This is a genomic window from Anabaena catenula FACHB-362, assembly GCF_014698735.1.
Taxonomy (GTDB): Bacteria; Cyanobacteriota; Cyanobacteriia; order Cyanobacteriales; family Nostocaceae; genus Anabaena; species Anabaena variabilis_A.
The window spans coordinates 33,409-54,530 of record NZ_JACJTQ010000007.1; the positions used below are offsets into that span (position 1 = coordinate 33,409).

The 21,122-nt window shown below is 39.9% G+C and carries 19 protein-coding genes; 8 read left to right on the forward strand and 11 right to left on the reverse strand.

Going from position 1 to position 21,122, the window contains the following annotated elements; translation table 11 throughout:
* Positions 1–257: 257 nt before the first annotated feature.
* The 5 genes from ptsP to H6G68_RS07185 all read right to left on the reverse strand — a co-directional run bounded on the left by ptsP (position 258) and on the right by H6G68_RS07185 (position 6,789).
* Positions 258–2,795, reverse strand: a complete 2,538-nt coding sequence (ptsP, locus tag H6G68_RS07165) for a phosphoenolpyruvate--protein phosphotransferase (RefSeq protein WP_190906010.1) — start codon at positions 2,793–2,795, stop codon at positions 258–260.
* Positions 2,796–2,975: 180 nt separating this feature from the next.
* Positions 2,976–3,614: a dihydroxyacetone kinase subunit DhaL gene (gene dhaL / locus H6G68_RS07170; RefSeq protein ID WP_190906011.1), complete on the reverse strand. Its 639-nt coding sequence runs from the start codon at positions 3,612–3,614 to the stop codon at positions 2,976–2,978.
* Position 3,615: 1 nt separating this feature from the next.
* The gene (gene dhaK, locus H6G68_RS07175) at positions 3,616–4,689 is read right to left on the reverse strand and encodes a dihydroxyacetone kinase subunit DhaK (RefSeq protein WP_190906012.1); all 1,074 of its coding nucleotides are present in this window, start codon (positions 4,687–4,689) and stop codon (positions 3,616–3,618) included.
* Between the two features lie 264 nt (positions 4,690–4,953).
* Positions 4,954–5,496: a peptide deformylase gene (def, locus tag H6G68_RS07180; protein ID WP_190906013.1), complete on the reverse strand. Its 543-nt coding sequence runs from the start codon at positions 5,494–5,496 to the stop codon at positions 4,954–4,956.
* A 48-nt stretch (positions 5,497–5,544) separates the two neighbouring features.
* Positions 5,545–6,789 carry an HhoA/HhoB/HtrA family serine endopeptidase gene (locus tag H6G68_RS07185; RefSeq protein WP_190906014.1) on the reverse strand — a complete coding sequence of 415 codons (1,245 nt, stop codon included), beginning with the start codon at positions 6,787–6,789 and terminating at the stop codon, positions 5,545–5,547.
* A gap of 415 nt (positions 6,790–7,204) precedes the next feature.
* Here H6G68_RS07185 and H6G68_RS07190 point away from each other — a divergent pair, with 415 nt between their 5' ends.
* The 4 genes from H6G68_RS07190 to dnaN all read left to right on the forward strand — a co-directional run bounded on the left by H6G68_RS07190 (position 7,205) and on the right by dnaN (position 10,457).
* Entirely contained in the window at positions 7,205–8,395 is a 1,191-nt protein-coding gene (locus tag H6G68_RS07190) for a ComEA family DNA-binding protein (protein ID WP_190906015.1), read from the forward strand.
* Positions 8,396–8,523: 128 nt separating this feature from the next.
* Positions 8,524–8,805, forward strand: a complete 282-nt coding sequence (locus H6G68_RS07195) for a hypothetical protein (RefSeq protein WP_190906016.1) — start codon at positions 8,524–8,526, stop codon at positions 8,803–8,805.
* Positions 8,802–9,218: a type II toxin-antitoxin system VapC family toxin gene (locus H6G68_RS07200; RefSeq protein ID WP_071191206.1), complete on the forward strand. Its 417-nt coding sequence runs from the start codon at positions 8,802–8,804 to the stop codon at positions 9,216–9,218. The genes H6G68_RS07195 and H6G68_RS07200 overlap by 4 nt, the downstream gene beginning before the upstream one ends.
* A 90-nt stretch (positions 9,219–9,308) precedes the next feature.
* Positions 9,309–10,457 (forward strand): DNA polymerase III subunit beta, encoded by a 1,149-nt coding sequence (gene dnaN, locus H6G68_RS07205; RefSeq protein ID WP_071191207.1) that lies wholly within the window; start codon positions 9,309–9,311, stop codon positions 10,455–10,457.
* Between the two features lie 252 nt (positions 10,458–10,709).
* Here the strand turns inward: dnaN and H6G68_RS07210 are convergent, their stop codons facing one another.
* From H6G68_RS07210 to H6G68_RS07225, 4 genes are all read right to left on the reverse strand, one after another.
* Complete coding sequence (locus H6G68_RS07210) at positions 10,710–13,433, reverse strand: GAF domain-containing protein (protein ID WP_190906017.1); 2,724 nt, start codon at positions 13,431–13,433, stop codon at positions 10,710–10,712.
* Positions 13,434–13,714: 281 nt separating this feature from the next.
* Complete coding sequence (locus H6G68_RS07215) at positions 13,715–14,902, reverse strand: TRC40/GET3/ArsA family transport-energizing ATPase (protein WP_127054975.1); 1,188 nt, start codon at positions 14,900–14,902, stop codon at positions 13,715–13,717.
* 43 nt (positions 14,903–14,945) lie between these two features.
* Entirely contained in the window at positions 14,946–15,335 is a 390-nt protein-coding gene (locus tag H6G68_RS07220; RefSeq protein WP_190906018.1) for a C6orf136 family protein, read from the reverse strand.
* Between the two features lie 62 nt (positions 15,336–15,397).
* On the reverse strand, positions 15,398–16,297 hold the full coding sequence (locus H6G68_RS07225; RefSeq protein ID WP_190906019.1) for an ABC transporter ATP-binding protein: 900 nt from the start codon (positions 16,295–16,297) through the stop codon (positions 15,398–15,400).
* Between the two features lie 259 nt (positions 16,298–16,556).
* Here H6G68_RS07225 and H6G68_RS07230 point away from each other — a divergent pair, with 259 nt between their 5' ends.
* From H6G68_RS07230 to H6G68_RS07240, 4 genes are all read left to right on the forward strand, one after another.
* On the forward strand, positions 16,557–18,584 hold the full coding sequence (locus tag H6G68_RS07230) for an FAD-dependent oxidoreductase (protein ID WP_190906020.1): 2,028 nt from the start codon (positions 16,557–16,559) through the stop codon (positions 18,582–18,584).
* A gap of 93 nt (positions 18,585–18,677) precedes the next feature.
* Positions 18,678–18,803, forward strand: a complete 126-nt coding sequence (locus tag H6G68_RS27570; protein ID WP_277925414.1) for a hypothetical protein — start codon at positions 18,678–18,680, stop codon at positions 18,801–18,803.
* A gap of 221 nt (positions 18,804–19,024) precedes the next feature.
* Positions 19,025–19,348, forward strand: coding sequence for an ATP-dependent Clp protease adapter ClpS (gene clpS, locus H6G68_RS07235; RefSeq protein WP_026104235.1), 324 nt, complete (start codon positions 19,025–19,027; stop codon positions 19,346–19,348).
* A 2-nt stretch (positions 19,349–19,350) separates the two neighbouring features.
* Positions 19,351–19,647 carry a DUF2103 domain-containing protein gene (locus H6G68_RS07240; RefSeq protein ID WP_190906022.1) on the forward strand — a complete coding sequence of 99 codons (297 nt, stop codon included), beginning with the start codon at positions 19,351–19,353 and terminating at the stop codon, positions 19,645–19,647.
* 53 nt (positions 19,648–19,700) lie between these two features.
* Here H6G68_RS07240 and H6G68_RS07245 read toward each other — a convergent pair whose 3' ends face one another.
* Together H6G68_RS07245 and H6G68_RS07250 are read right to left on the reverse strand one after the other, a co-directional pair.
* Positions 19,701–20,024: a hypothetical protein gene (locus H6G68_RS07245; protein ID WP_071191218.1), complete on the reverse strand. Its 324-nt coding sequence runs from the start codon at positions 20,022–20,024 to the stop codon at positions 19,701–19,703.
* A 336-nt stretch (positions 20,025–20,360) separates the two neighbouring features.
* Positions 20,361–20,846: a molybdenum cofactor biosynthesis protein MoaE gene (locus tag H6G68_RS07250; protein ID WP_190906023.1), complete on the reverse strand. Its 486-nt coding sequence runs from the start codon at positions 20,844–20,846 to the stop codon at positions 20,361–20,363.
* Between the last annotated feature and the right edge of the window lie 276 nt (positions 20,847–21,122).

Consider the following 21,122-nt stretch of genomic DNA (forward strand, 5'->3'; position numbering starts at 1 on the left):
GAGTCAGGAGTCAGAAGGAAGAGGGAAGAAGAGGAGTTTGAATAATACAGAACCTGATCAGATGCATTAGTTTTGATATGATCAAGGCTTATTCCTTGCACTATTATCACTTTTAATAGCTTTTAAAGCCTTAACTGGTAAAGGTTTTAGTTTTATATGCCTAACGGCTCCCGTAAGGGATACAGCAAACCCTAAGGAGTTGTTTGTAACTCAATATGTTTGGTGTTAAAGCACACTTTCACCTGTCATCTACTATATTAGCCAATTGGATAAACCAACTCTCTGACGCTGGTTGCTGAATCTTGCTGTAATGCTACAGATGCGATCGCTTGGGCTTCAGTTATAGTTAAATGTGAGATTGCCTGTTTGAGTGGGGCTATAGCTTGGGGATTGACACTCAATTCATCCAAACCTAAACCTAATAAAATGGGTGCAACGAAAACGTCAGCTGCTACTTCTCCACATAATCCTACCCAAATACTCTCCCCATGAGCAGCTTGTACTGTTTGCTGAATCATTCGCAAAACAGCGGGGTGCATGGCATCGGCTAAAGTTGCTACTCTAGGATTAGTGCGATCGCCTGCCATGACATACTGACTTAAATCATTTGTGCCTATACTGAAGAAATCAACTTCCCTAGCTAATTGATCAGCGATAGCGACTGCTGCGGGTGTTTCAATCATCATTCCCACTTCCATCTTCTCATCAAAAGGTATACCCGCTTCCCGCAGTTCCCTTTGTACCTCAGTCAAAATTGCCTTTGCGGCTCTGACTTCTGTTAAAGTAACAATCATCGGCCACATAACTTTGATCATATTGCCGGCACTGGCTCGTAAAATGGCTCGTAATTGAGTTTTTAATAACTGCGGATTTGCTAAACAAAAACGAATTCCCCGCACCCCTAAAAAGGGGTTAGCTTCTGCAACTCCTGTATTTAGATAAGGGAGTGGTTTATCTCCACCTACATCTAAAGTGCGAATAATTAAAGGTCGATTTTCGAGAACTTGAGCGATCGCTTGATAAACTGCTAATTGTTCCTCTTCTCCAGGCGCACTTGTCCGATCAAGATACAAAAATTCAGTGCGTAGTAATCCCACTCCCTCTGCACCATTAGCGACAGCGATTTGAACATCTGCAAGACTACCAATATTCGCCAAAACCTGAATTTGTCGCCCATCACGGGTAATTGCTGGCTGGTGTGCCTTTTTTCGTGCTTCTTCTTGGGCTGTTCGCCATACTCGCTGCTTGGTTTCTAATCTAGCTAAGGTAGCCGCTTTTGGTGCTATCCAAGCCCTGCCAGTTTCCCCATCTAGTGCGAGCAAAGTGCCGCTTTCCAAGTTTAACACCTGAGTATCGACACCCAAAACCGCAGGAATCCCCAATGTCCGGGCGATAATTGCAGTATGGGAAGTAGCACTACCCGAAGTCATACAAATACCCAAAACCTTGGTGGGATCAAGCTTGGCGGTATCTGAAGGAGTTAAATCACTGGCAATGATAATTGATGGTTCTGTCAATTCTAAGTCAGAGGGTGAGTTTCCCAGTAATATTCTTAATACCCTACGTCCCACATCGACAACATCATCCACTCGTTCTTGCAAATAAGCATCTTCAAGTCTGCGATAGGAATTTGCTACCTCATCTACTACAGCTTGCCAAGCTGCTTCTGCATTGAGACGTTGTTTAAAAATACCCTGGTGAACGGCTTCTAGTAATACAGGATCTGCTAAAAATAACAAATGGGCATCAAAAATAGCTGCGTCTGCGTCCCCAATTTGAATAGAGGCGTGGGAGAGCAAAGTTTGAATTTCCTGTTTAGCTATTTGCATAGCTGATTGTAATCTTTGCCACTCTATTTCTACATTTTCTATATGATATTCGGTAATCGCAATCGCGGCAGATTGATAATGAACTATTGGTGCGATCGCTATTCCTGGAGAAGCAGCAATACCGATAATTTCCCCCTGCTGAGGCGGTGTCACTTCTTGCGGTACAGCGGGTGGTAATTCTACAATAGTATTATCTTCGCCAAAGTTGTTGATAATTAAAGCTTGCAACGCTGTCAGCACCTCTTGGGCATCAACACCAGTAGCAGTAATCAGCAATTCATGTCCTTGACGCACTCCCAAAGTTGCCACCTGATTTATACTGTCACCCCGAACTGCTTCCGTATTTCTAGTTAAATTTTGGACTCTAATTTGGGATTTAAATCGGGATGCAGTGCCTACAAACTGAGCCGCAGGACGGGCGTGTAAACCTAAGCGATTATTAACTGTGAGTCTAATTTCTCTGGTGGGAATTTCTTCATTGAGGATAGGTTGGCTACTTACTGATAAGGGAATTGCTGGTTTTCCGTCTATTGATTGGTTAAATCCAGCCCTACTAATAAAACCTAACTGCGTGGCTTTTGATACTAATGCGCCCTGTGCTTCGGCGATAACTTGGTGTATGTCTTTTCCCGCAGCCGCAGCTACAGCAGCCACTACAGCCCCTTCTACCAGAGGTGCGGCACATAAATATACTTTTTCTCGCTGTTCTGGGGATAGAAACTCTAGCGCCATTTCCGCGCTCATCAAAGCACTACCCAAATCCATCAGCACTAGAACACCATCATCACACAATACAGATGCGATCGCTTCATAAACCTGTATGGCATCTGTACCTAGTGGATTTACCGGATCATCGATTCCCGCTGCAACAGCAAGCGGAACTTGTCCTTGAACCATCTGTGCGGCCAGTTCCCGCACTCCCAGCGCTAATTGTTTACTGTGAGAAACGATAACAATGCCAACCACTGTAATACCTTAGCCAGTTAGTTACCCATTCTATTATTCCTTGTCAACATCCTAAAACCGTCATTTATTTAGCTTGTATTTAGGTTGTCAGAGGACTGTACAGAAAAAAATGCCCTAAGCCCCTGCTAAGTTCTCCCTCTTTCCCCGCGTCCCCTTTCTCCCTGCCCCCTGCCCCCTGCCTTACCCCCTCGAACCTTCTACCACCTCCAATAAACTCCGCAACATCCAATAAGCAGAAGTACCTCCAGGATCTTGATGTCCCAAACTTCGCTCACCTAAATAACTTGCCCTGCCTTTTTTAGCTAACATGGGGATAGTTGCCTTTAACCCTTGTTCTGCCGCAATAACCGCCCTCTGCAAAGCTTCTACAGTCTCCAAACCTTCGCTGACAGCTTGCTCAAAAGCACCTACAGCCGGAGACATCACATCTATCATAGTTTTATCTCCCAACTGCGCCTTACCACGCTCTAGTAAACCATCTAAGCCAGCCTGAAGGACTTTTAGGGTATCTTCTGTTGTTAATTCCTGCTTGCCATCTGTTGCGGAACTAGCCCTTAAAAACCAAGTTCCATAAAGGGGTCCACTGGCACCACCAATACTGGAAATTAAGGTCATGCTGACAGCTTTGAAAATGCTGCTGATGTCTTTACCTGTAAAACTCCCTAACTGACTGCTGACTTTTTTAAAGCCGCGATCCATATTGATACCATGATCACCATCACCTATGGCCGCATCTAATTCTGTCAAGTCTTCTTTATGATGCTCAATGACAGAAGCGAAAACCTGTAACCATTCGACAATTTGCACCTGAGTAATCATCTCACATTCCCCAGCGTAAACTTGGCGTTTTTACTGGTGCATCCCATAACCGCAGCATCTCATCATCCAACTTCAGCAGAGTAATTGAGCAGCCTTGCATTTCCAAAGATGTCATGTAGGGGCCAATTAAGTTTCGCACAATTTGTAGTCCTTCCTGCTCACAGATTTCTGCTAGTTTGCGATAGACAAGATAAAGTTCAGAAATGGGAGTCCCACCCATACTGTTAACAAATGCTAGAATGCGATCGCCTTTTTGCAGGGGTTTATTTAACAGTTCCACATCTACCCATCCCTCTGTGGCTTCGTTCCATTCCCGCACTGTGCGACTATAGGCGGTATCATCAGTAAGCGATCGCACTAAAATCTCTGTAATCTCATCGGCTGATTTCATGGCAACTCTTTCTCTACCAGGTTCCCCATGAATCCCAATCCCTAATTCTATTTCATTATCTCCCAAGGCAAAAGTCGGTGTACCCTTCATTGGCACTGTACAAGAACTGAGGGCAACTCCCACACTCCGTCCATGCAAATTTACTTTTCTACACAAAGAAGCTACTTGCTGCAAATCATAACCTTGTTTTGCGGCTGCACCACAAATTTTTTCCGCCAGCACCGTTGTTCCTACACCTCTTCTGCCTTGGGTATATAAACTATCTTTCACTGCCACATCATCATCAATGATAATATTTAGGGTACGGATGCCTTCACTTCTAGCTAATTCCGTCGCCATTTCAAAATTCATCAAATCGCCACTATAATTTTTGACAATATAAAGAATACCAGCACCACCATCTACCTGTTGCGCTGCGGCTAACATTTGGTCAGGTGTGGGTGAGGTGAAAACTTCCCCAGGACAAGCAGCATCAAGCATTCCATCACCAACAAAGCCAGCGTGCATCGGTTCGTGACCACTTCCACCTCCAGAAATAATTGCTACCTTTCCCCCAATAGGTGCATCGGCACGATAGACAAAAGTTGGCTCATAATTTACCTTAATTAAATCACCATGAGCCACAGCCATTCCTTCTAGACTTTCCCTAACAAAGTCTTTCGGTTGATTAATCAGCTTTTTCATAATTCATATTCAAAGGGGCTAAAAATCAGAATAACCGTTCATAGCACCACTATTCAGTATTTTTGCTGATGATTACCCTTGAGATTAGTAAACTATAGGAATCCTAAATGATTTCTGTTAGCTTGCGTGGCGTAGCCATTAGCTTGCGTGGCGTAGCCATAAAATATCCAAGTGTTGTAGGGTAGGCAATGCCCACCAAAACCCGCATATTGTGGGAAATGCCCACCCTACGTATATGTTCAAAAATCAAATATTAGTCCTGTTTCACCTCTCACCTGCTATACCAATTATCTGCTTTTGATATTCTGCTTCAGTCATCAATTCATCAGTAGATTCTACCCTATCTAAAAATACTTTTCCTTCCAGATGATCATATTCATGTTGAAAAATTCTGGCTACGAAATCAGTTAATTCTTGCTTTTGCAAATTCCCATTTCTATCTGTATATTCAATCTCAATTTTTTGATATCTAGGAACTAAACCCCTAATTCCAGGAACACTTAAGCAACCTTCCCAACCTTTGACGACTTCAGTTGAGTGAGAAATGATTTGGGGATTAATCATTGCTGTTGGTTCCATTTCCGGCGCAGAGGGATACCGAGCATTAGGACGGGAAGCGACAATAAATAAACGATAAGATTCTGCTACTTGGGGAGATGCAATTCCTACACCGTTAGCTTGGGCAACAGTGGCGATTAAATCGTCGATTAATTGCTGGATACTCTGATCTTGAATATTTTCAACCTCAACTGCTTTTTGGCGTAATATCGGATTACCTAATTGAATAATTGGTGCTAATTCAGTCATGAAATCAACTCCTGTAAATTGGGATTTAATCTTGATAAATATCTGAAATCAACTTTCATTCCTAATGGGTAAAGGTGCAGGTTTAACTATGATTTGAGTTGGTTGCCCATTTCGCTCTACTTGAATTGGTAATGGACTACCAATTTTGCTATTTTCCACTAGCTTTTGTACTTCCTCTACTTTATTAACAGGTTGGTTATTAATGCTTTTGATTACATCACCAAAGCGAAGTCCACCAATTGCTGCTGGTGAGTTAGGGGCAATTTTCAATAATAAAACTCCTTGATCTGTGACTAAATTCACGCGATCGCCAAATGTACTAATAAATTTTTCCTTAACTTCAGGTGTCAGTGTCACCATTTGAATACCCAAATATGGATGATCTGCCCTACCTTTAGTAATTAATTCCTGAGATATTTTCTGTACTGTATTAATAGGAATTGCAAATCCTAAACCTTGAGCGCCTTGGATAATTGCTGTATTCATTCCTATCACTTCACCACGAGCATTCAACAATGGTCCACCAGAATTACCAGGGTTAATTGCTGCATCTGTTTGTAAATAGTCCACACGTTTATCATTAGCGCCAATCTCACTACCAGAGCGACCCATAGCACTGATAATTCCAGAGGTGACAGTATTATTTAAACCTAAAGGATTACCAATGGCAATCACAGGTTCTCCAGGTTGTAAAATATCGGAATTACCTAGAGCTAAGGTTGGTAGGTTATTAGCGTCAATTTGAATCATCGCTACATCCGTTACTGGATCTTCACCCAAGACTTTACCGTTAAAAGTGCGTCCATCTTTGAGTGTAACTGTTACTCTATCAGCGCCGTCTACTACGTGGGAATTAGTCAAAATTTGCCCAGAGGAATTAATTATAAATCCTGATCCGCTACCTCTTTCTACTCTTTCTCTTGATTGTGGGACTCTATCGCTGAAAAACCGCTGGAAAAATGGATCGCCAAATTCTTCCGCTGGTTGAGATGTGATTGTTCGGGTAGAATCAATGCGAACCACAGCACCGCCTACATTTTGTACTACTTTAACTATAAAGTTAGGATCTCCAGAGGAGGAGATCATGGCAGGAGGAGCCACTACTGGAGTATTCTGACCTTGAGAAATATTTTGTTCGGCTTCTAAAGTCTTGCTATTCATACGGGAACAGCCACCAACAAGCACAACTGTTAAACCAGTTAACATCCACCCTCTTGTTTTGGTTCCCAATTTGTGGAACAAAAACTTGGTATCCATATTTTTGGGTGTTAAGTGATGATTATTTGTCTTCATGTGTAGTTTAGTCTCCGTGTTAGTCCCTGAGTGGTAGGATATTGGCTACTTGGTGTAGACCAGATTAATTAAGTTTAAAGTTAAATGATTGCTTGCTCTTTCTTCTATTGTGGCAATTAGCAGCTATCTCGTCCCACCTGTGAAACTTGGATTAAAATAATTCGTAATTCTTAATACTCCAAGCCTTGTTAAATAAAGGTTTCAGATTTTCCTCTGCTGAGTGTGATGAATTTCTGATTACAGCGATTTTCGGATAAATGAACCACATTTTTTTGTCTCACGCAGAGGCGCAGAGGCGCAAAGTGTTTTTTATGTTATTGCATTTTTTTACTGCAAAGTAACTCAGAGTTAATGAGTGTTAAGATATACTATATAATAGTAAGTTACTTAATAGACCCCAACTAAATTTATTTTTATGGTTAATGCAAAACAGGAAGCAATAACAATATTAAACGATGCTTTAAAGGAATTAGAATCACCAAAGGGTAGTGTTGCATCAGGTGTTCAAAAACTTTTGCGTGCTGCTTCGATTCTTAATGAAGAACAAATTATATCTTGGTGTAACTTTCATCTGGGGAAACCTGATTACATTGAACCTGTTGAAAATTATCTAAAAGCTTTAATAGAGCAACAAACAAATAAGAATAAACTAACTGAAGAAGCATTTTCTAAAGCAGAACTTAATTTTAAAAAATCAGGAGTAAAACTAGATTATCATTTTGATAATGATGATTTAAATTTCCTGCATGACGAAGCTGGAGGGGGAGTCTCAAGCATAAGCTTTATAGAAGAAAAATATGCAGATTTAGTAAAAAATAAGAGAGGTAATGATGGAACATACTATAAATCACATTTGTTTAAAAGAATAGCTCATATAAAAAGAAAATCTCAGGAAAAAGCTATTTATCTTCTTAATAAATATGTATACACAAATACAACAAAAACAACTTTTGATTTTCTTAAAGAAGAAGTTGATGATAAACTATTAGATTTAAATCCTGAACTAGCAGAAAAGCTCATGATTGCTTTTAAGTCTGTCTCTAGTGATAATCCAGAAGAATGGTCACACGCTTTAACTTCTTGTAGACGACTTATTGAAGGACTTGCAGATGAGCTTTTTCCATCAATTGATAATGATATAAATGGCAGAAAATTAGGTCAACAGCAATATATAAACAGACTTTGGGCGTTTATGGATAAAGCCATAGAAAGCGAATCTAATAGAGAATTAGCTAAAACTCATATTGATTTTTTAGGTAGCTATTTACAAAAAACGCACAAACTTACTAATAAAGGTGTTCATACTTCAATTACCAAAATTGAAGCAGTTAAAACAGTGTTTCATACTTATTTATTAATTGCTGATATTTTAGGATATTTAGATAAAAGTGTAGTTAAAAGAGAAACTAAACTTAATATCCATACAGCAACACTTGATGAATTAGAAAGTATACTAAGTATCAAACGAACAACAGCCAAAGAAATTATTAAGTTGCGAGCATTACAGGGTACATTAACACCTGAGTTATTAGAAAATGTTCAAGGTATTGGACAGAAAACAGTCGCTAAAGCGCAAGAGTTATTTTCATTTGATTTGATTGAATAACTGTGAACAACAAAGAATCTTGGTTTTTTATCTAAAAGCTGAAAATTTTACGGTTATCTATTTGCTTTAGGTTATAGAATTACTGTAGTATCTCAAGATGATCAGAATGAAATAAACGAGGTGAAGTCATGACAGTAAAAGAAGAACTAATCAAAGAAATTTCTCAAACCCCTGACTTTTTAATCCAAGAAGTATTAAATTTCTTACTGTTCATTAAAAACAGGTTTAAGCAAAGAATTTCCGAAAATAAAACTGGAGATTTTACCGATACCTTAGCATCACAATCTTTTTTAAATTTCATTGATGATGTGAGTAGTCAAATTCCTCAATCAGAATGGGAAAAGCTACCATCTGATATGTCAAAAAATTTAGATCACTATCTATATGGTTCACCCAAGAGTGAAGAATGAAAAAAGTATTTGCTGACACAGGTTACTGGATTGCTCTACTAAATCCTAACGATGAATTGCATCTTAAAGCTAGAAGTGTGACTGCATCTTTATTGCCTAATGTCCGCATAGTTACCAGTGAAATGGTATTCACTGAATTGTTGAATGCTTTTTCTAAACAAGGAAGTAATTTTAAGAGAGCAGCAATTAGTCTAATTAATCAATCTTTTAGCAATTCTAATATTGAGATTGTTCCTCAAACGAGTGAACTGTTTATCAGCGCACTCGAATTATATAACCAACGTCTAGATCAAGGTTGGAGTCATACAGATTGTGCGTCATTTAAAATTATGGAGATGCAAAATATTTTAGAGGCTCTTGCTTATGATAAACACTTTGAACAAGCAGGTTTCATAGCTTTGCTGCGGCATTGAATTTTTATATGCTTTCGGATATCGAATTGTATTTCAATCCCCAGTCCAAAATTTGTTACCATTATCCTTCACCAGCTGTATCTCAGATTTATGAAATTAGTTTGCGCTCAAAGCGATCTCAGTACCAACCTATCACTCGTCAGTCGTGCAGTACCATCAAGGCCAACTCATCCCGTACTTGCTAACGTACTGCTGCAAGCGGACGCTCAAACTAACCAAGTCAGCTTAACAGCCTTTGATCTCAGCTTGGGTATCCGAACCAGTTTTAGTGCTGAAGTCTTAGAAGGGGGAGCGATCGCACTTCCTGCTAAACTACTTGTAGACATCACCTCCCGTCTACCAGAAGGCGAAATCACCCTAGATGACGAATCAGGGGACAACACCGGAGAAGGTATCATTGTGACTCTCAAACCCAAAAGCGGCAAGTATCAAGTCCGCGCTATGGGAGCAGAAGAATTTCCCGAATTACCCATAATTGAAAATTCAGAAGCAATTCACCTCACCACGGCTGCTTTAATTGAAGGACTAAGAGGTTCATTATTTGCTACTAGTGCTGATGAAACCAAACAAGTTCTCACCGGTGTGCATTTAACAGTTAAACAAGACACCTTAGAATTTGCAGCGACTGACGGACACCGTCTAGCTGTTCTCGAAACAACTAATGAGCGTCCGCTGGAGGGTAGCAGTCAACTTGAGGTAACAGTACCAGCGAGAGCATTACGGGAACTACAACGGATGTTAGCTCATAGTTCCTCAGAGGAAACTGTAGCCTTATATTTTGATCAAGGTCAAATAGTGTTTGCTTGGCAAAATCAACGCCTAACCAGCCGAACTTTAGAAGGACAATATCCCGCGTATCGGCAATTAATTCCCCGCCAATTTGAGCGACAAGTTACTATTGAAAGGCGGCAATTTATTAGCACTTTAGAGCGGATTGCTGTGTTAGCAGATCAGAAAAATAATATTGTCAAAGTTAGCATTGATAACGCCAATCAAGAAATTACTTTATCTTGTGAAGCCCAAGATGTGGGTAGTGGTACAGAATCTATGCCGGCACAAATATCTGGAGAAGATATAGACATTGCTTTTAATGTCAAATATTTAATGGAAGGCTTGAAAGAGTTACCATCTTCAGAAATTCAAATGCATTTAAATCAAAGTCTCACACCAGTAATTTTTACACCTTTGGGTGGTTTAAAAATGACTTATTTAGCTATGCCTGTGCAACTTAGGAATTAGAAATTTAGAGAAAATCTTACCTATGTAGAGTAGAACAATGAATCCAGTCAGCAAACTCTGTTTTCTCATTGAAGCAGATTCTAAATTTGCTTTTTAACTCGTTCCCAGTTTCCAACTGGGAATGCTATCACAGAGGCTCTGCCTCTGCTATCATTAAAGGCAGAGCCTTCTAAAATTCATTCCCATCCAGAGTATGGGAACGAGAATACAGTTTTTTTTAATATAAAATCCCAAATCTAAAATCTAAAATTGTTAGGTGATATGGAAAATGGGAATTTCAATCCAGAATTCTGTACCTGCATTTGGTTGTGAATCACATTTGAATATACCGCCGTGTTTTTCCACAACAATTTGGTAACTAATTGACAACCCCAAGCCAGTACCTTTACCCACTGGCTTAGTAGTGAAAAATGGATCAAAAATTCTTGCCTTTTGAGCGTCTGGCATTCCTGGCCCATTGTCACTAATACGAATTACTGCACTTTGCACATTTTCATTTATTTCGCCTATGGAAGTACAAATAGTAATTTTCCCTGACAGGGGATTTTCTGATTTAAATGTTCTATAACTTTCCAGGGCATCAATTGCATTACTTAAAACATTCATAAATACTTGATTTAGTTGTCCGGCATAACACTCTACCAAAGGTAAATTGCCATATTGTTTGATTATTTGAATGCTCGGACTTTCAGGTTTCGCTTTTAAGCGATGCTGCAAAATCAGCAAAGTGCTATCAATGCCATCATGGATATTCACCTCTTTCATTTCTGACTCATCAAGACGTGAAAAGTTTCGCAAAGATAAGACAATTTGCCGAATTCTGTCAACTCCAATTTGCATAGAAGATAAACTTTTTGGTAAATCTTCAATCAGAAATTCTAAATCCACTTCTTCTGCCCGTTCCACAATCTCTGCACTGGGTTCTGGACATTCCTGCTGATAGAGATGGAGCATACTGAGTAAATCTTCAGCATATTCATTGATATGGACAAGGTTGCCAGAAATAAAGTTAACTGGATTATTAATTTCATGGGCAACACCCGCTACAAGTTGCCCCAAAGAAGACATTTTTTCCGTTTGAATAAGTTGGGTTTGAGTTGATTGTAATTCATGCAGAGTTTGTGTTAGTTGTTCCGCTTGTTGCTGAGTTTTTACCAGTAATTCAGCTTGTTGAATCGCTACCCCTAATTGGGATGCAATCTGACTAATGAAGCTAACTTCTGTGTCCTGCCATTGTCTGGGACTGGAGTGTTGATAAGTGCAAAGTAAACCCCAAAGTTTTTTGCCAATAAAAATAGGAGCTAACACAAAAGCATGAATTTGAAACTGCTCTAAATTATCAACATGACAGGGAGCAAAACCCATTTCATAGATATCATTTACAGCAAAAGTTTCATTATTTCGGTAGCGTCCTCCCTTTGTCTCTTGTAAATAAGTATCATTCCAAATTGTATTGATTCCCAGTTTCGGATCATTTAACCATTTGGGACTAGCAGCTTCAAAATCACCGACAAATTGCCCACCCCAATCTGCACTAAACTTATAAACTGAAACACGATCAGCTTTGATTAATTGACAAACTTCCTTAGTGGTGGTTTGGAAAATAGTTTCAATTTCTAGAGAGTCACGAATCTTGTTAATAACTCCAAATACTGCTTGTTGTTGTTCAGCAGTTCTTTGCATTTCTAATGTCCGCTTCTGGACTTTTTTTTCTAAGTTTTCATTAAATGCTTGTACCTGTTGGTAAAGTTCATATTGCTGAATTGCGGAAGCAAAGTTTTTACTGATTTCTTTCGCTAAATTAATTTCCTCGTTTGTCCATTTTTGAGGTTGTGCTTTTTTAGATTCCCGCCAGATTTCAAAAGATAGCCGGGGGTAAATTTGCCTACTATCTGGATCAAATTGTCCAGCCCAAAGGGTTTCTGTATCTAGTTCATTACGAAAAATACTTAAATAGCCCACCAATTCCTGACGATAGTGGAGGGGAATCATCAAGATGCTGCGAATTTTTGTTGGTTTAAAAGCAACTTGTACATTTCGTAAATTCGCATTTTCATAGATGTCGGAAATTGCCCAAACTTCATATTCACCAGTTTTATAATGTTCCTGCCAGACACTATACTGCTCTAGTAAGGGATATTTACTTTGTGCCGGAATTACAGGTTGCTCTCCACAGGTATAAAGTTGAAAACAATCCCTACCAGGGATTAAACATTCTAATAAGCTTTTAAAGCTGCCATTTTGAAAGTTAAAGGCATTGTGTCTGATACATAACCTGCCTCCTACTCCCTGAAAAGCGGCCACTGCGGCTTCTAAAGGTGGTTGTAAAACTATAGTCGGTAGTGAATGGAGTAAGGTAGCAATGCTGTTAATGATAGCTTCTTGTTCGGCTTTAGCGCGGGCTTGGGTGAGAAGGTTATTTTGAGCGATCGCTACGGGTAACTGCTCTACCAGCATCTGCATCGCTTCTAGTTCAGATTCTGCCACATCACGGGCTTGAGAATGATGAGATGCTAACAATCCCCAAAGTTCATCTTGATAAATAATCGGTGCAACTACAGAAGATTTAACACCCAAAGCCGTCAAATATTCTACATGACATGGATCTAATGTCCGATAAATAATTTCCTCAGAGATAATTTCTCCGGTTTCCAGATCACGCTGAGGGCTTTGACCAATCTCCCTAGAATCAACATTCACGATAAAACGCACCCGCGATTTAATAAGTATTTCACGAGTCTGGGGGGGAATGTCATCCGCTGGGAAATTCAAACCCAATAAAGACGGTAAGCGATTTTCATAAATTGATTCAGCAATAACCTGACCACTACCATCTGCATGGAATTTGTAAATCATTACTCGGTCAGTTCCCAGTAAAGACCTAACTTCCGCTGTGGCTACTATGAAAATGTCTTCTAACTCTAAGGACGGTCTGATGCGATTTGTAATCCGACGTAATAAATTTTCTTTTTCCATACCTGTCCTCAGGTCTAATGGAGGGATGGAGGCCATTGCTTTGATCAAATATTTTAGTATCTTACTATAGTAAGCGATTCAGCTTAATCGTATTTTTAGATTTTACTCAGGTCTTTGTCTTCAGTAAGATTACGGTCAAACGATTTTGGATTTTGGATTCATGAGGTTAAAATAACCCTACTAATCCTTTGATCTTGATCTTAACAGGCAACAGAATTTGCTCATATATAATGTAGTAGGATTGCTACATAAAAATTTTCTGTCACCTGTTAATTAGTCATCTAAACCTTCACAATGTCAGCAAAGCGAATTTTTAGATAATCATTTTCCATTTTTGCACCTGATGGTTGAAGTGCTGCTAAAGCCTGGGGTAAAACCAAATTACGGCGATGATTACCAATAGTAATATTTAATTCATCGCCACTTTTACTGAGTTGAACTTGATTTTTAGGAATACCCGGTAAATAAAGTTCTAAGCTGTACTGGTTATTTTCCTGCACAACTCTGATAGTTGTTTCTTTGTAATAAATCTGAGTTGGATCTTCATCCGGGTAGAGCGTTTCCTTGAGTCTCTCTAATGCTGCTAAACCGCACATTTCCTCCGAATAAAGAGGTACTTCCTTCACAGGTAAGGGGTGGAAGTTTTCATGAATTTCTTGGCGATATTGTTCTTGATTTTCTTTCCAACGTTGGAAGAAGGGATCTTCAACTTCTTTTGGAATAATGCGATTAGCGACAATTAAATCCGTAGCTACATTATACAAACTCAGATAAGCATGAGCGCGGAGAGATTCTTTAATCACCATCTTTTCTGGGTTGGTGACAAGACGGACTGAGGTTTGAGTATTGTCAGTCAATACTTTTTCTAAAGCTTCTATTTGTTCATAAAACTCATAAGGAGCATCCATTACTTCTCTATCTGGTAACGAAAAACCAGCAATTGGTCTAAAAATAGGTTCCACTAGAGGTCTAAGTGCTACCGAGATGTTTTGAAAAGGTTTATAGAAACGCCGCATATACCAGCCGCCGACCTCTGGTAAACTCAACAAACGTAGAGCCGTACCAGTAGGGGCAGAGTCAATAATTAAAACGTCAAATTCCCCTTCATCATAGTGACGTTTCATTCTGACCAAGCCAAAAATCTCATCCATTCCCGGTAAAATGGCTAATTCTTCGGCTTGTATCCCGTCTAAACCCCGTGCTTGTAACACTTGAGTAATGTAACGCTTCACCGCACCCCAGTTACCTTCTAATTCTTGGAGCGCGTCGAGTTCTGCTCCCCACAAATTTGGGCGGACTTGTCGGGCATCATGTCCCAATTCTAGATCAAAGCTGTCTGCTAGGGAGTGAGCAGGGTCTGTACTTAAAACTAATGTGCGGTAGCCGAGTTCTGCACAACGCAATCCCGTTGCAGCCGCGACTGAGGTTTTACCTACCCCACCCTTGCCGGTCATTAAAATTACTCGCATGGATGATTCTGTCCTGCCTGAATTTTATTTACATTTATTTACATTATCCGTTGTTTAAGGAAAAGAAGTGCTGCTTTAGTACATCTAAACGTGAACAATGCCAATAATCAATGTGGGAAACTATCAAATCATCAGCGTTGAGACGTAATTCACTCCAACCAGAGATAGATATGCGTGGTTTCCAGGGAAGAGGAGAATTCCAACTCAGTGTCCATTCACTTTTGATAGTGTCTTCTTGGCGTTGGATGTTATGTAAATCCATTTTCAGATTTAAGAAAAAAGTCTGAATGAATTTAATCATCCATTTGTAAAGTTCTAAACCACGAAATTTAAAAACCGTATCTTGAAAATAAACATCAGGCGCGTAAATACTGTAAGTTTGATTAACGGGAAATTTTTGATAGTCGGCTTTGAGAATTTCTATAATATCCATAATAGGGAATAGGGAAAAAATTGGAATTTTTTACTCGTTACTCGTTACTCAGCACTCAGGACTCAGCACTCCTTACCTTGGGTTACTTCCACATAAATATGCTCTAACCGTACAGGTTGACGAGAAATAGAATCAATGGGTATACCGTCAAATCTGGCGATGATTTCCCTTAATTCTAGCGTTTCTGGTAGCCAAAAAGCCAAATCGCTACCATAACGCCGGGGTGTAAAACCATATTCTTGAGCTAATGCGATCGCTTGTTCTTCTTGTGTAGTTTGTAACACCACTATTTCCTGAGCCGGAATTAGGGTTTTTAACTCAGATAAACTACCCTCAGCTAAAATTTTACCATTTTTCAAAATCCCAATTTTGTTACAAAGTCTTTCAGCTTCATCTAATAAATGTGTTGTTAATAAAATCGTCATTCCTTGAGTTTTAAGTTGGCGAATTAACTCCCAAATTTCATATCTGGCTTCAATATCTAAACCTGTAGTTGGTTCATCAAGAATTACTAATTTTGGCTGATGTACCAAAGCAACAGCAATATTTAAACGTCTTTGCATTCCCCCACTCAGAGTTTCTACCGGACTTTTAGCTCTATCTAATAGATTTACAGCTTTAAGAGTTGCTGCGACTTGTTTTTGGCGGGTTTGGCGATCTAAACCATAAATATCTGCAAAAAACTGCAAATTTTCTTCACAAGAAAGAGTTTTATATAACAGATTTTCTTGAGGAGCAATACCAATTAATTTCTTGGTTGCTTCCGAAACAGGTTTATTATTGAGGCTAATATAACCACTGTCAGCATTAAGCAAATTACAAATAATATTTATTGTCGTTGTTTTGCCGGCTCCATTTGCACCGAGTAAGCCATAAATTTCTCCTGTGTCAATATATAGTCTCAAATCCTGAAGAACTTTTCTAGTTCCGTAGGACTTATTTAAATTTTTAATTCTCAGCATATTTATAATTTAAGATATTTTGAATTTTGTAGATATAAACTTGCTTGACCAAAATCAACTGTAAAAGTACAGTTAATTATAGTATAAGGCAATTCATGAATTGCCCCTATAGCCGTGTAGTAGGTTAGTTTGTACGTAACCATTACCCAACACAGTTTTAAGGATGTGGGATTTTGTTCCTCAACCCAACCTTGTAAAGAACATTTCCCAGATGCTACCGTCTACAAGTTGACGCAATAGTACACGGAGTGCATGAACCATGAAGCGCAGATACAAAAAAAGCTTCCAGAAATCAATCATCAGTCTCAGTTTACTTACCACCTTTCTCACCCCCTATTCCGTTACCGCTACCCCACCCCGAAACCCAGATAAAACCGTCAATTGTGAAATTCTCGTTGTTGGTGGTGGACTATCCGGTGCAGCGACAGCTTATGAGGGGTTACTTGCAGGACGGACAGTTTGCTTAACGGAAATTACTGACTGGTTGGGTGGACAAATCTCCTCTCAAGGTACATCTGCATTAGATGAAAGACCAACTCAACGGGCTAAACAATTCTATTCTCGCGGATATTTGGAATTACGAAACCGCATTCAACGCAAATATGGCAAACTTAACCCCGGTGACTGCTGGGTAAGTGACTCCTGCTTTCTTCCTCGTGATGCTCACAATATTCTTACCCAAATGCTCAAAGATGCAGAAAAGCAGGGTAAAGGAAAGTTGCAATGGTTTCCCAACACCGTAATTAAAGAATTAGGAATTAGTGCTGATGGTAAAATTATTAACAACGCCACAGCTATTCAACATCAACCCACAAAAGGCGCACCACCTCTCAACACTTTTCCTTTATCTCAAACCATTGAAGATGCTTATCGCTATGAAAACTCATCTCGGTTGAGTAAAGCTATTATTCGCTTTGTCCCCAAACAATCTCAAAAAAATGCCTCTAAATGGTACGTTGTCGATACCAGTGAAACTGGGGAAATTATCGCTTTAGCAGATGTTCCTTATCGCCTGGGTATTGATGCACTCTCTTACCTGGAACCTTCCTCTTCTAGCACCACTAATGATCCTTATTGTACTCAAGGTTTTACCTACACCTTTGCAATGGAGGCGACTAAGGAACCGCAACAGCAAGCAATGCCCCCATTTTACTCACAATATGCACCATATTTCAGTTATGAATTAGCACGACTGGCGAATTTTGATTTAGTGTTTACCTATCGTCGCATTTGGAGTCCTGAAAAGGGGCAAACCACAAAATTTGGTGGTATTAATTTTACTGTTCCTACTCCAGGAGACATCTCTATGCAAAACTGGACTTGGGGTAATGACTACCGTCCAGGAACTGCTAATGATAATCTCATCTATACTCGTCAACAGTTGCAAGCCAGTGGCCAGTTACAGCCCGGTGGTTGGATGGGGGGATTGAGAACTGAAACTTTCCGCAAAGGTGAAGAAAATGCTCTTTCCTATTTCTATTGGTTATATGCGGGAACTACGGATTCTCAATTAGGTGAAGGGGTTAAAAAACCGTACCCAAATAATCGGTTGTTAACGGGTTTAAATTCCCCAATGGGAACAGTACATGGTTTATCGAAATATCCCTATATGCGGGAAGGAAGACGCATTATTGGCCGTCCCAGTTGGGGACAACCGGAAGGTTTTGGGATTTGGGAAGTTGATATTTCTCGCCGCAATTATAATGACGAATATTACCGTCAAACTTTGCCAGCAGATATGTATCGCCAGTTAAAAGCAACACTGGCTGGTTTAGAGGCTACTTCTGTAATTAGAGGTGAAGTTTCTCCTGATAAAGCTATGCGGCGAAGTCGTTCGACAATTTTCCCAGATGCTGTAGGTATCGGTCACTACGCTATTGATTTTCATCCTTGCATGACAAAAAGTCCCGCAGAAGCACCTGGTAATACGGAACGTGCAGGAGAAAGACGCGGTGCGGGACAAGCTTATCCTTTCCAAATTGCTCTGCGGGCGATGATTCCCCAAAAGATTGATAATTTATTAGTAGGTGGTAAAAGTATTGCTACTAGTCACATAGCTGCTGCTGCCTATCGGGTACATTCTTTTGAGTGGTCTTCTGGTGCAGCTGCGGGAACTGTGGCTGCTTTTGCTCTCAAACAAGGAATAGCACCTTACGAATTAGTTGATGAGTTACCTAAACAGGAACCGCAACTACAAGTTCTCAAACGTCTGTTGGAGCAAAATGGTAATCCCACAGCTTTTCCTGATACTTCCATTTTTAACCAAAATTGGGATGATTGGCGGTAATATCGTGTCTGGTTGAATACTTATTATTGGGGTGATGGGGAGACGCGGTGATGGGGAGACGCGGGGACACGGGGACGCGGGGACGCGGAGAAAATGAAGAATAACTTAATTACCTATTCCCAATCACCAATCACCAATCACCAATCACCAATCACCAATCACCAATCACCAATCCCCAATCCCCAATCACCAATCACCGCTGACAATGGATTAAACTAGTTTTTGTAGTCTGGGTTTGTCAAACCTCTTTTTTGACTAAAAAGAAGCAAAGACGCGGAGAGCAACCCTGCTGAAGATAGAAGCACTTGCTTGCAAGCCCCCGACTTCAGTCGTGGAGACAAAAAAATCTGTTCCTTGTTTGAATCTTCTAGCTGTCTTCTATGGGATTTCCCCTGTCTTCGCGTCCCTGTGTCCCCCTGTCCTTTTCAATTATTGTTCTTATGCTTAAAAGACTAACAGCTGTTTATGGCATGGCAACAGCGCCAACTGTAACACCTGATCGAGTTAATCAAGTTACTCGCAAAACTTATCCAAATTACAAAGTGATTGTATTGAATGACGATTTCAATACATTTCCCCATGTGGCTGAGTGTTTGCTCAAGTATATTCCGGGAATGTCGAGCGATCGCGCTTGGGATCTCACAAATCAGATACATTACGAAGGACAAGCGATCGTTTGGGTAGGTCCCCAGGAACAAGCGGAACTATACCACCAACAGCTGCGACGGGCTGGTTTGACTATGGCTCCTCTGGAAGCAGCATAATCATGGGCAAACCCACGGATGGTAGACTAGTCTGGAATCACTCCACCCACATTTCTGGTCTAATCGCAATTTTAGAACGTCTATGTCAACAAGACGGCATTCACACTGTAACGCCGGCAGTCATTGGGCGAGCGAGAGGTCATTGTCCAAAAATGCAGTTGCGTGTGTCTGTACCCATTCGCGGGGGTTATAAAGTCATCGCACGGCAGGGTAAGACGGTGCAAGAGGTATTTGTGATCACGACTTTGGAACTGGAGCAACTGGAAATAGCAATTGCGATCGCTATGAAAATTACATGAATACGACCATTAACAAAGGGAAGAGCCAAAACTTCTCCTCCCTTTATTTTTGATTATTCCTCAACTTCATGCACCGCAAATTTATGTAATGGCAAACTCAAGATACAAGAAAAAGTTAAAAAATATGATAAAGCTGTAGTAATTTTCACTGCCATTGCTAAACTTTCCCAGTTTGGTAAAACTGTTTTTTCAATCCCAAAAGCGACGCAGTAAACCAGCCAGTAAGCAAAGCTCATTCTCAAAAGAATTTCTTCTGTTTCTTGGGCATCGTCTTTTTGTTGCTTCTTGTCATCCCACAGTAAAAACAGCCCCATAATACAAGCTACAGAGGAAACAGCAACTACAAATTCATGACAAAATAAATTTACAGAGTCCATTGCCTTGATCCAACTATTTTGGTTTTTCCATCGTCAATTAGTCTAAAGGACTATTCCGAATGAATATGCAAAATAGTTACAAACTGCAATAGTTAACTGACATTTATGTAAATAATTGCAAATAAGATCATCTATCAATTTACAATTATTTAGTTAAATTTAATTACAAAATCAAACAAACCTCACTCACTAAATGCTTACGAAATTATTCTGAACAGTAGTTGCTTCACTTCTATAGCCGTTGCCGAGCCAGTTAATGATCATACACTGTCAGGGTTTAGCAATGCGCTTATCCCTAGCGGCTGATCACTCACAGATGCTGTAACAATTCTTCTTCTAACAATTAGCTTCCGTCACTTCACAAGCACCAATACTTACCCAACGACTAGAACCATCTTGCCAATGCTCTTTCTTCCAAATAGGTGCTTGGTGTTTAATGGTGTCAATTGCATATTGACAAGCAGCAAAAGCCTCACCTCGATGCGGACACCCCACAGCCACTAAAACACTGATTTCCCCAATTTGTAACCGCCCAATACGATGATATATGACAACCCGCTTCACATCAGGCCATTGGTAGCGAATATCAGCTGCAATTTGATAAAATACTTGTAATGCCATAGGATCGTAAGCTTGATACTCTAAAGCAACCACAGGTTGACCATCGGTTTGATTACGAACCATGCCACTCATTACCACCACAGCACCATTAGCTGGGTCATCAGCTTTAGTATAGATTTCCTCAAGAGACAATGGAGCAAAGGTAATACCAAAGCTATCTTCGGTTCTAGTTTTAATGGGAAAAGCAAGTGGGGTTTTCATAATTAACTTTTGATAATTGTCTAGTGTAATTAATAAAAAATGAGTATTGTAAAACGTAAGTATTCAGGATAGAGAATATAGAAGACGCTACGCAGACCTGCGGTTCAGGAGAATAAAGGCTTTTTTAGTCAACTTTGATGATTTTGATAAAATCTCACCTCTCTCGATTCTTCATTTCATCAGCATTCTGAACCAAAGGTCTGCGAAGTGTCTCCTGACTCCTGAATTCTTATTGTAAAACTTCTAACAAACGGCATAAGATCAATGTCTATGCTT

Bases quoted from the DNA above. Each gene is read 5' to 3' on its own strand.
- dhaL (WP_190906011.1), bottom strand. From the start codon at position 3,614: ATGATTACTCAGGTGCAAATTGTCGAATGGTTACAGGTTTTCGCTTCT.
- dhaK (WP_190906012.1), bottom strand. From the start codon at position 4,689: ATGAAAAAGCTGATTAATCAACCGAAAGACTTTGTTAGGGAAAGTCTA.
- def (WP_190906013.1), bottom strand. From the start codon at position 5,496: ATGACTGAATTAGCACCAATTATTCAATTAGGTAATCCGATATTACGC.
- H6G68_RS07185 (WP_190906014.1), bottom strand. From the start codon at position 6,789: ATGAAGACAAATAATCATCACTTAACACCCAAAAATATGGATACCAAG.
- H6G68_RS07190 (WP_190906015.1), top strand. From the start codon at position 7,205: ATGGTTAATGCAAAACAGGAAGCAATAACAATATTAAACGATGCTTTA.
- H6G68_RS07195 (WP_190906016.1), top strand. From the start codon at position 8,524: ATGACAGTAAAAGAAGAACTAATCAAAGAAATTTCTCAAACCCCTGAC.
- H6G68_RS07200 (WP_071191206.1), top strand. From the start codon at position 8,802: ATGAAAAAAGTATTTGCTGACACAGGTTACTGGATTGCTCTACTAAAT.
- dnaN (WP_071191207.1), top strand. From the start codon at position 9,309: ATGAAATTAGTTTGCGCTCAAAGCGATCTCAGTACCAACCTATCACTC.
- H6G68_RS07210 (WP_190906017.1), bottom strand. From the start codon at position 13,433: ATGGAAAAAGAAAATTTATTACGTCGGATTACAAATCGCATCAGACCG.
- H6G68_RS07215 (WP_127054975.1), bottom strand. From the start codon at position 14,902: ATGCGAGTAATTTTAATGACCGGCAAGGGTGGGGTAGGTAAAACCTCA.
- H6G68_RS07220 (WP_190906018.1), bottom strand. From the start codon at position 15,335: ATGGATATTATAGAAATTCTCAAAGCCGACTATCAAAAATTTCCCGTT.
- H6G68_RS07225 (WP_190906019.1), bottom strand. From the start codon at position 16,297: ATGCTGAGAATTAAAAATTTAAATAAGTCCTACGGAACTAGAAAAGTT.
- H6G68_RS07230 (WP_190906020.1), top strand. From the start codon at position 16,557: ATGAAGCGCAGATACAAAAAAAGCTTCCAGAAATCAATCATCAGTCTC.
- H6G68_RS27570 (WP_277925414.1), top strand. From the start codon at position 18,678: ATGAAGAATAACTTAATTACCTATTCCCAATCACCAATCACCAATCAC.
- clpS (WP_026104235.1), top strand. From the start codon at position 19,025: ATGCTTAAAAGACTAACAGCTGTTTATGGCATGGCAACAGCGCCAACT.
- H6G68_RS07240 (WP_190906022.1), top strand. From the start codon at position 19,351: ATGGGCAAACCCACGGATGGTAGACTAGTCTGGAATCACTCCACCCAC.
- H6G68_RS07245 (WP_071191218.1), bottom strand. From the start codon at position 20,024: ATGGACTCTGTAAATTTATTTTGTCATGAATTTGTAGTTGCTGTTTCC.
- H6G68_RS07250 (WP_190906023.1), bottom strand. From the start codon at position 20,846: ATGAAAACCCCACTTGCTTTTCCCATTAAAACTAGAACCGAAGATAGC.